The sequence below is a fragment of the Polynucleobacter sp. HIN9 genome, assembly GCF_030297635.1.
GTDB lineage: Bacteria > Pseudomonadota > Gammaproteobacteria > Burkholderiales > Burkholderiaceae > Polynucleobacter.
The window spans coordinates 329664-344736 of the sequence record NZ_AP028140.1; the positions used below are offsets into that span (position 1 = coordinate 329664).

At 49.9% G+C, this 15073-nt stretch carries 10 protein-coding genes; 4 read left to right on the forward strand and 6 right to left on the reverse strand.

The window, feature by feature from the left end:
- Nucleotides 1–116: 116 nt before the first annotated feature.
- On the forward strand, nucleotides 117–527 hold the full coding sequence (locus tag QUE62_RS01750; RefSeq protein ID WP_286224029.1) for a heme-binding protein: 411 nt from the start codon (nucleotides 117–119) through the stop codon (nucleotides 525–527).
- A 212-nt stretch (nucleotides 528–739) separates the two neighbouring features.
- The gene (locus tag QUE62_RS01755; protein ID WP_286261925.1) at nucleotides 740–2119 is read left to right on the forward strand and encodes a DEAD/DEAH box helicase; all 1380 of its coding nucleotides are present in this window, start codon (nucleotides 740–742) and stop codon (nucleotides 2117–2119) included.
- Here the strand turns inward: QUE62_RS01755 and gluQRS are convergent, their stop codons facing one another.
- A complete protein-coding gene (gluQRS, locus tag QUE62_RS01760) occupies nucleotides 2120–3082 on the reverse strand; it encodes a tRNA glutamyl-Q(34) synthetase GluQRS (RefSeq protein ID WP_353506835.1) in 963 nt (320 codons plus the stop codon).
- A gap of 34 nt (nucleotides 3083–3116) precedes the next feature.
- Here gluQRS and dnaE point away from each other — a divergent pair, with 34 nt between their 5' ends.
- Nucleotides 3117–6707 (forward strand): DNA polymerase III subunit alpha, encoded by a 3591-nt coding sequence (gene dnaE / locus QUE62_RS01765; protein WP_286261927.1) that lies wholly within the window; start codon nucleotides 3117–3119, stop codon nucleotides 6705–6707.
- A 3-nt stretch (nucleotides 6708–6710) separates the two neighbouring features.
- Here the strand turns inward: dnaE and galU are convergent, their stop codons facing one another.
- Nucleotides 6711–7583 carry a UTP--glucose-1-phosphate uridylyltransferase GalU gene (gene galU / locus QUE62_RS01770; protein WP_286224034.1) on the reverse strand — a complete coding sequence of 291 codons (873 nt, stop codon included), beginning with the start codon at nucleotides 7581–7583 and terminating at the stop codon, nucleotides 6711–6713.
- A gap of 18 nt (nucleotides 7584–7601) precedes the next feature.
- Entirely contained in the window at nucleotides 7602–10511 is a 2910-nt protein-coding gene (locus QUE62_RS01775) for a valine--tRNA ligase (RefSeq protein ID WP_286261930.1), read from the reverse strand.
- A 24-nt stretch (nucleotides 10512–10535) separates the two neighbouring features.
- Between QUE62_RS01775 and QUE62_RS01780 the strand changes: the two genes are divergently transcribed.
- Nucleotides 10536–12872: a UvrD-helicase domain-containing protein gene (locus QUE62_RS01780; protein ID WP_286261932.1), complete on the forward strand. Its 2337-nt coding sequence runs from the start codon at nucleotides 10536–10538 to the stop codon at nucleotides 12870–12872.
- A gap of 9 nt (nucleotides 12873–12881) precedes the next feature.
- Here the strand turns inward: QUE62_RS01780 and QUE62_RS01785 are convergent, their stop codons facing one another.
- Genes QUE62_RS01785 through QUE62_RS01795 form a run of 3 tightly spaced genes read right to left on the reverse strand, consistent with a single transcriptional unit; the run spans nucleotide 12882 to nucleotide 15038 of the window.
- On the reverse strand, nucleotides 12882–13667 hold the full coding sequence (locus QUE62_RS01785; RefSeq protein WP_286227462.1) for a BPSS1780 family membrane protein: 786 nt from the start codon (nucleotides 13665–13667) through the stop codon (nucleotides 12882–12884).
- 16 nt (nucleotides 13668–13683) lie between these two features.
- Nucleotides 13684–14661, reverse strand: coding sequence for a homoserine kinase (locus QUE62_RS01790; protein WP_286226998.1), 978 nt, complete (start codon nucleotides 14659–14661; stop codon nucleotides 13684–13686).
- A gap of 8 nt (nucleotides 14662–14669) precedes the next feature.
- Nucleotides 14670–15038, reverse strand: a complete 369-nt coding sequence (locus QUE62_RS01795; RefSeq protein ID WP_286225697.1) for a hypothetical protein — start codon at nucleotides 15036–15038, stop codon at nucleotides 14670–14672.
- Between the last annotated feature and the right edge of the window lie 35 nt (nucleotides 15039–15073).

Here is a 15073-nt window from a genome sequence, read left to right on the forward strand (position 1 = left end):
AACGAATCTAAATCAATAAACAATTGATTGTATTGATTTGGGGCTAAATTGGGGGAGGGCCCCAATCCATGGCAGAATGACCCTAAAGAAAGAATCAAAATACCAAGGAGACAGCCATGCTAGCCAATAAACCCTATTTGCGCCAAGTCGATGTGCAAAAAATTTTAGATGCCGCCAATGCCCATGCCGAGAAACATAACTGGGCGGTCACCATCGCCGTGTGCGATGACGGCGGCCATTTACTGGGACTGATTCGTCGCGATGGCTGTGCCCCGGTGTCATCCTATATTGCTCAAGACAAGGCACGCTCCGCAGCGATGGGCAAGCGTGAGAGCAAGGTGTATGAGGACATCATTAATAATGGCCGAACTGCGTTTGCGACGGTCCCCCACATTAAGGGCATGCTCGAAGGTGGGGTCAATATTGATGTGGATGGGCACACCATCGGTGCGGTCGGTGTCTCCGGCGTGAAGTCAGCCGATGATGCGGGTATCGCTCGAGCCGGCATCGCCGCGATTTTGCCCTGATCCAAAGACCATGTTGTAGGAAAACATGAGCCGTATTTTTAAAAATACGGCTCAAAATTTGAGCCGATTCGTATAAATTGGCCGCTTACCCGACTTTTTTAACATTTCTATTGAGAAAGTCGGAACTTATCTGATTGTTTTTGATCCATGCTTTGGTTGGTAATATATGACCAAAATCTTAAATGAGTCCCTAAACCCTGTAAAATCAAGGGGTGTCTACAAAAACCGATCCAAACCTACCCGATTCGGGTAATGCGCCCAGCGCTAATTTTGCTGATTTCCAATTAGATCCTAAGATCCTCAAAGCGGTTGAGGAGCAAGGCTATACCCAGGCAACACCAATTCAGGCTAAGGCGATTCCAGTCGTCCTAGAAGGTCGGGATGTGATGGGCGCAGCCCAAACGGGTACTGGTAAAACCGCCGCCTTTACCTTACCGATCATTCAGAAGCTCTTGCCGCAGGCGAATACGAGTACTTCGCCTGCTCGCCACCCGATTCGGGCCTTAATTTTGACCCCGACCCGAGAGTTAAGCGATCAGGTGGCCGATAACGCGAGCCTCTATGCCAAATTTACGGATCTACGCACGGCCGTTGTATTTGGTGGTGTTGACATCAAACCTCAAACAGCCTTGCTGCGATCGGGGGTAGAGATTTTGATTGCAACCCCTGGGCGTTTACTCGATCACATCACCAGTAAAACGGCCGATTTGTCACAAGTGCAACTCTTGGTATTGGATGAGGCTGATCGCATGCTCGATATGGGCTTTTTGCCCGATCTGCAACGCATTATCAATTTGATCCCCGCACAGCGTCAGACCTTATTGTTCTCTGCCACCTTTTCTCCAGAAATTAAGAAGCTCGCACAAACCTATTTGCGCAATCCCGTGACCATTGAAGTGGCTCGGCAAAATGCCGCAGCCGATACGGTCAATCAAGTGGTGCACTTGGTACCCTCCGAACATAAGCGCGCAGCCATTGTGGCAATTTTGCAAAACCGGGTGAAGGCCGGCTTAAGCCGCCAGTGCATCATCTTTACCAATAGCCGCATGGGATGTGCGCGCCTAGCGAGTGCCTTAGAGCGCGATGGCATTAAAGCGGCTGCGATTCATGGGGATAAGAGTCAAACCGAACGGATGGCAACTTTGGAAGCCTTTAAGACTGGGGCAATCGATGCCTTAGTTGCTACCGACGTTGCAGCACGTGGCTTAGATATTGCCGATATGCCGTGCGTGATTAATCATGAGCTACCTTTTAATGCGGAAGACTTCATTCATCGAATTGGTCGCACTGGCCGCGCCGGTAGCAAAGGTGATGCAATTGCCTTAGTCGATGATAGTGAAAAGCGCTTACTCGAGGATATTGAGAAACTCATGAAGCGTAAGCTCACGATTGCGCGCTTACCCACGAGTGAGCGAGAGAGTAAAAGTGGTGGCTCCAAACCGATTGCAGCCGACCCATTTTTCTACATGCCTTATGAGCCTGGGCAAATCACGGCAGAACCAAAGCAAGAGCCAACCAGTTCATCGATCAAGCCGGGCACCAATCAAAAAAAGCCAGTGCTTGGGGCACTCTTGGGCGGCACTAAAAAGTAACTACATGAAGTGGCGTTCCTGCCACTCCTGCACCTTACGGTTTAACCACTGCGTGATACTTCCACTAATCGGATCGTTTTGTAATCCCAAGTGATTTGCCGCACGGCAGAGGTTTTCTCGAATCGACTCCGTGCGAGTGATATCAACCGCAGTTGCTTTCGTTTGTTTGCTGAGTTTCTCGCCAGCGTCATTGGTCACGAGTGGTAAATGCAAATAGTTCGGCGTTTGATAGCCCAAACACTGCTGTAAATGGATTTGCCGTGAAGTGTTGCTGAGTAAATCTTCACCCCGCACAATATGCGTGATCGCTTGTAAGTGATCATCGACCACCACTGCTAACTGATAGGTAAAGAGTCCGTCAGCTCGGCGCAGAACAAAATCCCCCACTTGTGTATTGAGATCTTGGGTTTGCTTACCTAAATCTCGATCCGTAAAGCTGATCTGGCACTCGTGTGGCAAGCGAATGCGCAAAGCATGATTTTCAATCGATACCTTTCGTTCTCGACACACCCCTGGGTAAATCAATTCTTGATTAGGCTTAATCAGAACACCTTCTTTTTGTAAGACCTCTTCAATTTGCTTGCGGGAGCATTGACAGCCATAAATGCGATCGATCGTGATGAGTTGTTCCAGAGCGTTTTGGTAGTGAGTTGTCCGTTGCGATTGCCAGACCGGTGCCTCGTCCCATTCCAAGCCACATGCTTGCAGTTGATCCAAGATCAACCGATCGGCCCCAGGTGCTGATCTGGGAGTATCCACATCTTCGATGCGAACCAGCCATGTTCCACCATGCGCCCTGGCATCGAGCCAGCTTCCTAAAGCGGTTGCGAGCGAACCCAGATGAAGGGGTCCAGTGGGCGAGGGGGCAAAGCGACCCCGGTAGGGTCTATCAACCCCATGGCCTATCTCCGACCTAGTGCCTTGATTGAATTGGGGATTTGAAGGGCGGGTCATCAGGCTCATGATTTGGTGGTGCGCACAGCTAAAATCATCTCATATGGCAGCCCCCCAATTTATTCATCTGCGCTTGCATTCGGAGTACTCGATTACCGATGGGGTAGTGCGCATCGATGACGCGGTGCAGGCCGCTGCTTTGGATGGTATGGGCGCCCTCGCAATTACCGACTTGGGCAATTTATTTGGTCTCATTAAGTTTTACTCGGCTGCCCGCTCCTCCGGTCTGAAGCCGATTGCTGGTGCCGATGTGTGGGTGACCAACACCCAGGAGCCCGACCAACCCTATCGCATGCTGCTCTTGGTGCAAAACCACACCGGTTACCTCAATCTTTGCGAGCTTTTAAGTAAAGCGTCGCTCCATAATCAGCGTCACGGAAGAGCAGAGATCCAACCGGAATGGTTGAGTGAGTCGCTGCCCGCAAGTACTAAAGGATCAAAGAAGAAAACATTGGCCGAGGGCTTAATTGCGCTCTCGGGTGGACATCTGGGGGATGTGGGAGTTGCACTCCTAAACGGGGATGAGGCGAGGGCGCGTGAGTCGGCCAAACACTGGCAAACGGTCTTTGGTGGCCGCTATTTTGTGGAGCTTCAGCGTTTTGGTCATGCTCAAGAAGAGGCGCATATTCAGCTTGCATGCCAACTCGCTAGTGATTTGAAGATTCCGGTCGTTGCCACCCACCCGATTCAGTTCATGAAGCCCGAGGATTACACGGCGCATGAAGCGCGGGTGTGCATTGCAGAAGGCGAGTTATTGGGCGATCCGCGTCGTCCCAAACGTTTTACCGAAGAGCAATATTTTCTGACGCAAGCGCAAATGAGCGAGCGCTTTGCGGATCTCCCAGCGGCGCTTGCCAATACCGTAGAAATTGCCAAGATGTGCAATCTCAACCTGACCTTAGGACAAGCGCGGTTACCCGAGTTCCCAACGCCCGATGGTATGCCACTCGATCAATACCTCATGCAACAGGCGGAGATCGGCTTGGATAAAAATCTGCGCAAACTCTATCCCAACGAAGAAGAGCGTAAGGCCCTTGAGCCCCGCTATCGCGAGCGCTTGCGCTTTGAGGTCAATACGATTGCGCAAATGGGCTTCCCAGGCTACTTCTTGATTGTCGCGGACTTCATTAACTGGGCCAAAAATAATGACGTGCCGGTGGGCCCGGGTCGTGGGTCGGGCGCTGGATCCTTGGTCGCGTTCTCATTGGGGATTACTGATCTGGATCCTCTGCGCTACAACTTACTCTTTGAGCGCTTTTTAAATCCCGAGCGAGTTTCGATGCCCGACTTTGATATTGACTTTTGTCAGCATGGGCGCGATCGCGTAATTGCCTATGTGAAAGAGAAGTACGGCAAGGATGCGGTGAGTCAAATTGCCACTTTTGGAACCATGGCAGCTAAGGCCGCGATTCGGGATGTGGGAAGGGTTCTAGAGCAGCCTTATGGTTTTGTTGATGGCATTGCCAAGCTCGTACCGTTTAAGCCAGGGCAAGTAGTCACGATCGAGTCTGCCAAGAAAGAAGAAAAGCAACTCGCTGAGCGGGAAAAAAATGAAGAGGAAGTGCGCCAACTCTTAGCGCTTGCACAGCAGCTCGAGGGTATGACCCGCAATGTGGGCATGCATGCCGGAGGGGTGTTAATTGCCCCTGGCAAACTCACCGATTTTTGCCCGCTCTATACCCAAGATGGGGGCGATGCCAATGCAGGGGTTATTAGCCAATTTGATAAAGATGATGTGGAATCGATTGGTCTTGTGAAGTTTGACTTCCTGGGACTCACCACTCTGACGATTTTGGCGGGGGCAGAGCGTTGGATTCAGAAACTACATGCGGAACGTAAGGATTGGAGTATCAGTGATATCCCACTGGATGATCCCAAAGCTTTTGAGCTTTTAAAGCGCGGTAATACGGTTGCCGTGTTTCAGCTGGAAAGTCGGGGCATGCAAGGGATGCTGCGCGATGCCAAACCCGATCGCTTTGAAGACATTATTGCCTTGGTGGCGTTATACCGACCAGGTCCCATGGACCTCATTCCCGATTTCATTAAACGTAAACACGGGCAGCAGAAAGTGGAGTATCCCGATCCTCGCATTGAGCCCGTATTGCGTGAGACCTACGGCATCATGGTCTACCAAGAGCAGGTTATGCAAATGGCGCAGATGATTGGAGGTTACTCCTTAGGGGGTGCTGACCTATTGCGGCGCGCGATGGGTAAAAAGAAGCCCGAGGAGATGGCTCAACATCGCCAGATCTTTCGCGAGGGGGCGCAAAAAAATGGACTCACCGAGCACAAGGCCGATGAAATCTATGACCTCATGGAGCGTTTTGCGGGTTATGGATTTAATAAGTCCCATGCAGCAGCCTACGCGCTCTTAGCCTATCAAACCGCGTGGCTTAAAGCCTATTACCCCGCTGAATTCATGGCGGCCAACTTATCGCTCTCGATGGATGACACCGATAAGGTGAAGATCTTGTATGACGATAGCCTGCACAATGGCTTAAAGATTTTGCCGCCGGATATTAATACCGGTATGTACGAGTTCACACCGATTACCGAGCCCGATGATGAGGAGCAAAGCGCAGGGATACGCACAATTCGTTATGGCTTGGGAGCGGTCCGAGGCACCGGTGAAGGGGCAATCCAAATCATTGTGGAAGCTCGCAAGAATGGACTATTTAAAGATCTGTTTGATTTTTGTGCCCGCGTGGATCGGCGTCAAGTCAATCGCCGTGCCATTGAAGCCTTGATTCGGGCGGGGGCATTTGATTCGATTGCGACCGATGCTGCTAAAGGCTTCGCAAATACCTATGATGCGCGCTCCACACTTCTAGCCTCACTCTCCCGTGCGATCGAGGCTGCCGAGCAGGCTGAAGCCTCAGTGCATCAGGTAAGTCTCTTTGATGCAGAGGATGTGGCGCAAGCCCATGCACCGGAGTACGTGAAGGAACTTCCTTTTTCTGAGAAGAAGCGACTTCAAGATGAAAAAGCGGCATTGGGCCTGTGTTTAACCGGGCATTTGTTTGATGCCTACCGGCCCGAAGTGACGCACTTTATTCGTCAACCACTCATCAAGCTCACAGAGGGTAAGGATCAACTCGTCGCCGGCATCATTACCTCGTCACGGATGCTGATGGGGCAGCGTGGACGGATGATGATTGCTACGATTGATGATGGTAGTGCAGCCGTTGAGCTCACGCTCTATAGCGAAGTGTACGAACCCAATCGCTCTTGGCTTAAAGAAGATGAGTTATTAATTGCTAAGGTGAATGTCAGTCCTGATAAATTCTCAGGAGGCTTGCGAATTGTTGCTGAGAGTGTGATGGATATTGTGGGCGCACGTCTACGCTTTGCCAGAAACGTTCATCTCAACTTAGATACCGGCATTGATCTAAAGGTTCTGAAAGCCCAGATCAATCCATTTTTAGTCAAAGCCCCAATGGGGAGCGCCCTACAAAATCCACCGAAAGGACTGCCATTGACTGCTGCTGTAATGGCTAAAGGCGGAGCTTGTTTAGTCCAGTTTCCAGAAGATGTCCGTCTTTACCCGGATGACAATTGCCTACGCAACTTGCATCAGATTTTGGGAAGTAAAACAGGCTCAAGCCCTAATCCGGTAGAAATTCAGTACGCCTAATTTTTATGAGCGATTTTTAAGATAAGACCCAAACTCATCTTTGAGTTCAGGATGTTTGAGTGCAAACTCAATAGTTGCCTTAAGGTAGCCCAACTTACTGCCGCAGTCATAGCGCACACCCTCGTACTCATAAGCCAGTACCGGCTCATCCTTTAGGAGAGTTTGTATGGCATCGGTGAGTTGATATTCCCCGCCCGAACCAGGTTTAAGATTACGAATGTGGCCAAAAATAGATGATGAGAGGATGTAGCGACCTACTACCCCAAGATTGGATGGAGCATCTTTAGCCGCTGGCTTTTCAATGATTCCAGTAACGGAGTGGATTCCAGCGCTTTGGGCTTTGGCTGCTACGACCCCATACGATTTGGTTTGCTCTGGCAGAATTTTCTCGACAGCCAAGACTGAAGCATTGTGTTTGGAATGCAGATCAACCATTTGTTTGAGGACTGGAGTTTTGCCATCCAACAAATCGTCAGCCAAGATAATGGCAAACGGTTCGTCACGTACTAATTTCTCAGCGCATAAAACCGCATGTCCGAGGCCCAATGGCTCTGCTTGGCGTACATAGACGCAATCCACATGGCTGGGTTTGATATTGCGCACGATCTCTAGAAGGCTTTGCTTATTTTTCGCTTCAAGTTCCGCTTCAAGCTCATACGCCTTATCAAAGTGATCCTCAATCGCGCGCTTACTGCGACCGGTCACAAAAATCATTTCCGTAATGCCAGCAGCAATGGCTTCCTCGACTGCATACTGAATCAATGGTTTATCCACCACATTGAGCATTTCTTTAGGAGATGCCTTGGTAGCTGGTAAAAAGCGAGTACCCAATCCTGCAACAGGAAAGACTGCTTTGGTGATGGGTTTTGAACTCATATCAATAATTATGGGGCTTTAGGATGACAACTTCAACTTGGCTAATTGCTCAGTCAGCTTCGCATGACTCACTTCAAAATCTGCTAGACGTTTTTTCTCCTGCTCCAGAACTGCAGCGGGAGCACGGGACACAAAAGATTCATTATTTAGTTTGCTTTGGCATTTAGCGATCTCGTTGGCAAGGCGCGTAATTTCTTTGGTAAGTCGCGCTTCTTCTGCTTTGGGGTCAACCTCAATCTTCAGCAATAACTTATTACGACCGACGAGGGCAATCGGTGCTCCTGGCGCATCTTTTTCCAAAGTGGATTCATCAGTCACGATTTTCACTTCTGAGAGCTTTGCCAGTGCGCTTAGGTAGGGAGCCGCTTTGGTTAAAAAGTCTGTGTCCCCATAAATCCATAAGGGCACCTTCTGAGCAGGCGAGATTTGCATTTCTCCACGCAGATTACGGCACGCATCAATAATGCTTTTAACCTCACCCATCCATAACTCGCTAGCCGGATCGATCTTGTCACTTTGCGATACAGGGTAGGGTTGGAGTGCGATGGATTGCAACGGTTGATTGGAAAGCGCCTTACCACTCTTGGGACCAATGGTTTGCCATAACTCCTCGGTGATGAATGGAATGATGGGGTGAGCCAGGCGCAAAATGGTCTCGAGAACGCGCAAAAGCGTTCTACGGGTTGCCCTTTGTTGAGCAGGGCTGCCATGTTGTAACTGAACTTTGGCAAGCTCTAAATACCAATCGCAATATTCATCCCACACAAATTGATAAATGGCGAGAGCAATGTTGTCAAACCGGTAATCGGCAAAGCCTTTGGCGACATCCGCTTCGGTACGCTGCAGTTGCGAGACGATCCAGCGATCCGCTTGCGAGAAATCCAGATAGCCTTCAGGGCCGCATTGATTATCACAGGGTGCAAAGCCATTATCTTTCTCATCCCCGGGGCAACTCATCAAAACAAAGCGTGTAGCATTCCACAGCTTATTACAAAAGTTACGGTAACCTTCGCAACGTTTTTGATCAAAGTTAATATTGCGCCCTAAAGAGGCCAGTGAAGCAAAGGTAAAGCGCAATGCATCGGTACCAAACGCTGGAATACCTTCTGAAAACTCTTTCTTGGTTTTCTTGGTAATGCTCTCCGCTTGTTTGGGGTTCATGAGGCCTACAGTGCGTTTTTGAACCAAGTCGTCGAGTGCAATACCATCAATCAAATCGATGGGGTCCAGAGTATTGCCCTTGGACTTACTCATTTTCTGGCCTTCGGCATCGCGCACTAAGCCATGCACATACACAGTCTTAAAAGGCACCTTGCCGGTAAAGTGACAGGTCATCATCACCATACGGGCCACCCAAAAGAAGATGATGTCAAAGCCGGTGACCAAGACCGAGGAGGGCAAAAAGTGATCGAGCTCTTTGGTTTGTTTGGGCCACCCCAGTGAACTAAATGGCACTAATGCAGAACTAAACCAGGTATCTAGAACATCCTCATCGCGCTTCAGTTCACCGCTATAGCCTGCCGCCTTAGCCTTGGCCTTTGCCTCATCCGCATTGCGCGCTACAAAGATCTCGCCGTTATTACCGTACCATGCGGGGATTTGATGGCCCCACCATAATTGTCGTGAGATGCACCAGTCCTGAATATTCTCGAGCCACTGGGTATAGGTTGAGATCCAGTTTTCAGGTACGAGTTGAATATCGCCTGAAGTGACCGCATGCAAGGCGGCTCCTGCGATCGATTGACCCGGTTGGTAACGATTATCAGGACTTGCTTTAGACATCGCCACAAACCACTGATCAGTGAGCATCGGCTCAATCACGGTTTGAGTTCGATCACCCCGTGGCACCATGAGGGTATGCGGGTTGACTTTCTCAAGTAGATTAGCTGCTTCGAGATCGGCCACAATTTGCTTACGAGCGGCAAAGCGATCGAGACCCTGATAGATCTGCGGGGCATGCTCATTAATCTTCGCATCGAGCGTTAAGACATTAATGAGTGGTAACTGATGACGCTGACCCACCGCGTAGTCATTAAAGTCATGGGCGGGCGTGACCTTTACTACCCCAGTCCCAAAACTCATATCCACATAGTTATCCGCAATAATCGGGATGCTACGTTGGCAAAGGGGAAGCTCAACAGTTTTACCAATCAGGTGACGATAGCGCTCATCCTCTGGATGCACCATGACCGCCACATCACCCAAGAGGGTTTCGGGACGTGTAGTAGCAACTACTAAATGACCGCTCCCATCGGAGAGTGGATAGCGAATGTGCCACAGGCTGCCTTGCTCTTCGGTGCTAACTACTTCGAGGTCTGAAACCGCAGTACCTAAGACCGGATCCCAGTTCACAAGACGCTTGCCGCGATAAATTAGTCCTTGCTCAAAAAGAGTGACAAAGACCTCAACTACCGCCTCGGACATCTTGGGATCCATCGTGAAATACTCACGTGACCAATCGATTGATGCACCGAGCCGCCGAATCTGCCGCGTAATCGTGGAACCGGATTCTTCTTTCCACTCCCATACCTTCCTTAGGAAGACCTCGCGCCCAAGATCATGGCGGGAGATTTTTTGGGCATCGAGTTGGCGTTCCACCACAATTTGGGTGGCAATTCCGGCGTGATCGGTGCCGGGAACCCAGAGGGTATTCTTGCCGGACATCCGTGCATAGCGCACCAAGCCATCCATGATGGTTTGATTAAACGCATGACCCATATGCAAGGTGCCTGTGACGTTCGGTGGTGGTAGCTGAATACAAAAATTGTCATTACCTTCTTCGACCTTGGCGGTGGCAATACCGCGCGACTCCCACTCAGGCCCCCAGAATGCTTCGATTGGGGCTGGTTCATACGACTTGGCTAATTTGGCCAAGTCAGGATTGTGATCTGGCGAGGGTTTTTCAGGAGAATGGGTAGTGTCAGGCATAAGCATCAAATTATAATTGGGACGATGTACGCTGATTTACTTGAGAACCTCAATCCTGAACAACGGGAGGCGGTGACCCTATCTCCAACTCACCCCGACGGACGCCCTCAATCAGCGCTGATTTTGGCGGGTGCAGGTAGCGGCAAGACTCGAGTTTTAACCACCCGCATTGCTTGGCTGATTCAAACGGGGCAAATTTCTCCGATTGGGGTTTTGGCGGTGACCTTTACCAATAAAGCAGCCAAAGAGATGTTGACCCGTTTGGGTGCGATGCTCCCCATCAATACCCGAGGCATGTGGGTAGGAACCTTTCATGGTCTGTGTAATCGATTACTACGCGCGCACCATCGTGATGCGGGCCTGCCATCGACCTTTCAAATCTTAGATACCCAAGATCAACTCTCGGCGATTAAGCGGCTTCTAAAAAGTCTTAATGTCGATGATGAGAAATTCCCGCCGCGGCAATTGCAGTACTTTATTGCCAATGCCAAGGAGCGGGGCAAGCGTGCCAAGGATCTCGATCCGGGTGATGATTTTGAGGCTCGCATGATCCAACTGTATGAGGCATACGATGCCCAGTGTCAGCGCGAAGGCGTGTGTGACTTCTCGGAGCTCTTATTGCGAAGTTATGAGTTACTTAAACACCAAGAGTTAATCCGCACACACTATCAGGAGCGCTTTAAACATATCCTGATTGATGAGTTTCAGGACACCAATGCCTTGCAATATGCTTGGCTCAAGCTCTTAGCCGGCAATGGTCAGATGACTAGCAGCTCGGTATTCGCGGTTGGTGACGATGATCAGAGTATCTATGCATTTCGGGGTGCAGATGTCGAGAACATGCGACTTTATGAGAGGCAATTTAAGCCTGTAACCGTGAAGTTGGAGCAAAACTATCGCTCCCATGGGCATATCCTCGATGCCGCTAACCATTTGATTGCACACAATCAAGATCGTTTGGGCAAGAACCTGCGTACTGAGGCGGGTGTTGGTGAGCCCGTTCGTATTTATGAGGCTGCGAGTGATGGCATGGAGTGCGCTTGGTTGATTGATGAGATCAAAGCTTTGATTCGTGGTGGCATGAGCCGCAGTGAGATTGCGGTGCTCTATCGCAGCAATGCCCAGTCACGCATCATTGAGCATGGGCTGTTCTCAGCCAATATTCCGTATCGCGTTTACGGGGGCCTGCGCTTTTTTGAACGCGCCGAGATTAAGCATGCATTAGCCTATATGCGTTTACTCGAGAACCCCAATGATGACACCTCCTTTGCGCGGGTTGTGAACTTCCCGGCGCGCGGGATTGGGGCGCGTTCGATCGAAGCCTTACAAGATGCTGCTAAACAACACCAGTGCTCATTCTATGCAGCAGCTTCATTTATTGAGGGCAAAGCCGGTAATAGTATCTCGGGATTTGTGCGCCTCATAGAGCATCTGCGAGATGCGACTAAACACAACACTTTGCCGGAGACGGTAGAGTATGTGATTCAGCACAGTGGTTTGATTCAGCATTATTTGACTGAGCGTGAGGGGCAAGATCGTGTCGAGAACTTGCAGGAACTCATTAATGCCGCCACTGCATTTGTAGCCGAAGAGGGTTATGGTCAAGACGTTCAAGCAGCCACGCCACCTAGTCCTGAGCAGGCGGGCGTGGAGGATATTTCTCCCTTGGCAGGATTTTTGGCTCACGCCTCGCTCGAGGCTGGTGACAATCAAGCCGAGGCCGGTCAAGACGCCATTCAGTTGATGACCGTACATTCGGCTAAAGGCTTAGAGTTCTCCGCCGTGTTTATGACTGGTCTCGAAGAAGGATTGTTTCCGCATGAGAACAGCATTTCAGAGCCCCGTGGACTTGAGGAAGAGCGACGCCTCATGTATGTGGCAATCACCCGAGCGAAGGAACGGTTGTATCTTTCGCATACGCAGTCACGCATGCTCCATGGTCAAGTGCGTTACAACATGCCCTCACGCTTTTTAGATGAATTGCCCGCTGAGAGCCTCAAACACTTAACACCTAAAGCAAAAGATGCCCGCTGGGGAGCAACATCGTGGCAAAAAGGACGATCTGTAAATACAAACAGTGTCGATGAGTTGTGGTGGGGCGGCAACGAGAGTGATGTGCCTGTGCGCAATGATCAGGTGAGTAACGCGATTGTCACAAGCTCTCTCCAGTTAGAGCAAAACAAGAAGCGCGGACATTCTTTTCGGGTTGGTCAAGAAGTATTTCATACTAAGTTTGGTGAAGGGCGTGTGACCGCAGTAGAAGGTGAAGGAGTCGATGCCAAGGCGCAAGTGAACTTCAAACGCCATGGCACAAAGTGGTTACAACTATCGATTGCCAAGCTGGTGGCAGTTGAGACCTAATACTCCGGTCTAATTCGGTAACTGCTCGTAATCATTACCCGTAAAGCAACCCTTCCAGGTCGCAAAGAACGAGCAATACATCACCGTTAATGCAGCCATGGAGAAGGGCGCCACCACAAAGGACGCGTAACGGCTCAAACCGATGATATCCATGATCATTCCTAGCGTGAGCGGAATCACAATCAACACCACGCTCCAGATGGTGATGTAGTAAAAGAATGCACCTTTATTGGTCCAGCACGCCATCCAGCTAACAAATAAAGCTTTGCTCGGTGGCATATCAGCCCATGCCACCAAGACGGGCGCAAACCACATCAGCATGGCTACTGGAATATACAAAATACCACCGATCATCAGTGAGTAATACAACTGCTGCATGACCTCAGAGGTGATCGGTTTGTCATTGGTAATGAATGGCAGGAGCGCCTGAAAATCAATCACCATACTCGCAATTAAGCTCATGGTGAAGATCATGAGGGTATACACCAGTCCTAGTTGCAAGATGCGTTTTTTAACCTCAGGGTTATTCGAGCGGAACGCTGCCAAATAGACGGTTGGCAAAATCCGATCCTTTTGAATCGTTTGACGACACGCGGTCATGAAGCCAACCGATAAGGCAGGGGTCAAAATGAGGACCGCAAATACTCCAGCCAATGGAATCATGATGGCTAGCTGAGCCAGAAAAACATACATAAAGACCAACATCAAGAAGCCTAGCGGGTTTTGCTTGAAGAGCCAAACCCCCTGGCGGACCCATACATAGCCTTCATTGGTTGCAACGGGATTGAGATTCATAGGCACTTAGCTTACCTTAACTTGTGTGACGGCGGTTACGTAGGATTCGCTCAAAATGGGTTGGATCATGCGGGGTGAGCATCTGTGCATTACGCGGTAGATAAAAATCCCAAAGCCGCGAGATCCAAAACCGCAGAGCGGCTGCACGTAACATCGCGCTCCACGATGCCTCCTCGCCATCGGTGAGTGGACGCACTCCCATATAGGATGCTAATAAGGCGTGTAAACGCTGGCGATTAAGAGCGCCTGAGCCATTGGTAAAGGGATCCTCCAAACACCAATCATTGGCAGTGACGGCTAAATCAAATAACCATTTGTCATTGCCCGCAAAGTAGAAGTCAAAAAAACCACCTAAGGATTCTTGACCATGGTGGCGAGTAAAAAGCACATTGTCCCGAAAGAGATCGCAATGGCAAGGGCCCTCAGGAAGAGACTCGTATACCGAGGATTGAAAAAATGTCTCCTGAAATTGCATCTCGGATAAGAGCAATTCTTTTTGAGACGTATTAAGGTGTGGCACGATGACAGGAACGGTCTCTTGCCACCAGGAGAGGCTGCGTAAATTGGGTTGGGATAGCGCAAACGATTGCCCAGCCAGATGCATTTTCGCTAACTCTCTACCCACGGCATCGCAATGCTCGCTCTGGGGGGTAAGTTCTGATTGACCCAAGAGTTTGGTGACAATCGCTGCCGGTTTTCCTTTGATCTCAAACCATAGCTGTCCAGCACGATTGGCAATCGGCTTGGGAACTGAGATGCCTTGATTGGCAAGATGAAGCATTAGCTCCAAGTAATAGGGCAGTTGCGCAGCGCTTAACCGTTCAAAGATGGTCAGAACATAGTAATTGATTTCAGAGGTTTGGCAATCCAGAAAGAAATTGGAGTTCTCAATCCCACCATGAATACCTTTAAGTTCGATGGCATTGCCAATTGAAAAATCGTTAGCAATGCGAGGAGCGATCTCATCAAGAGTGAGGGAGGTATAAACCGCCATGAGTCGGATTACTTTATCGGAATCCGAATACTCGGAACGCTAATCAAATTATCCGATGACATACCGCCTGCTGGAAATACCGTTTGCGGGGGTGACATCTCATAAGTACCAAAGGCGGATTTCACCTCGATCTCAGTAGGTAAATTACTGTCCCGGTATTCGCGGATTTGAGTACCGGAGGGGTCGGTGTATTCAAAGCTGGGCTTGCGCTCTTCTTTGACACCAAGACCCGCAGGATTTCTGGATGACGGAGCTAATGGCTGATTATTAATTTGGTTCAGATCTTCTTTGCTTAGCGCTTGTGTGCCAGATGTTTGGGCAAACACGCCATGCGATAAGAGTGCGGCAGAACATACGATGAAAGCATAGCGCCTCATAAGTAGTCCAGACTTAGTAGGTAAATTGAGGGATA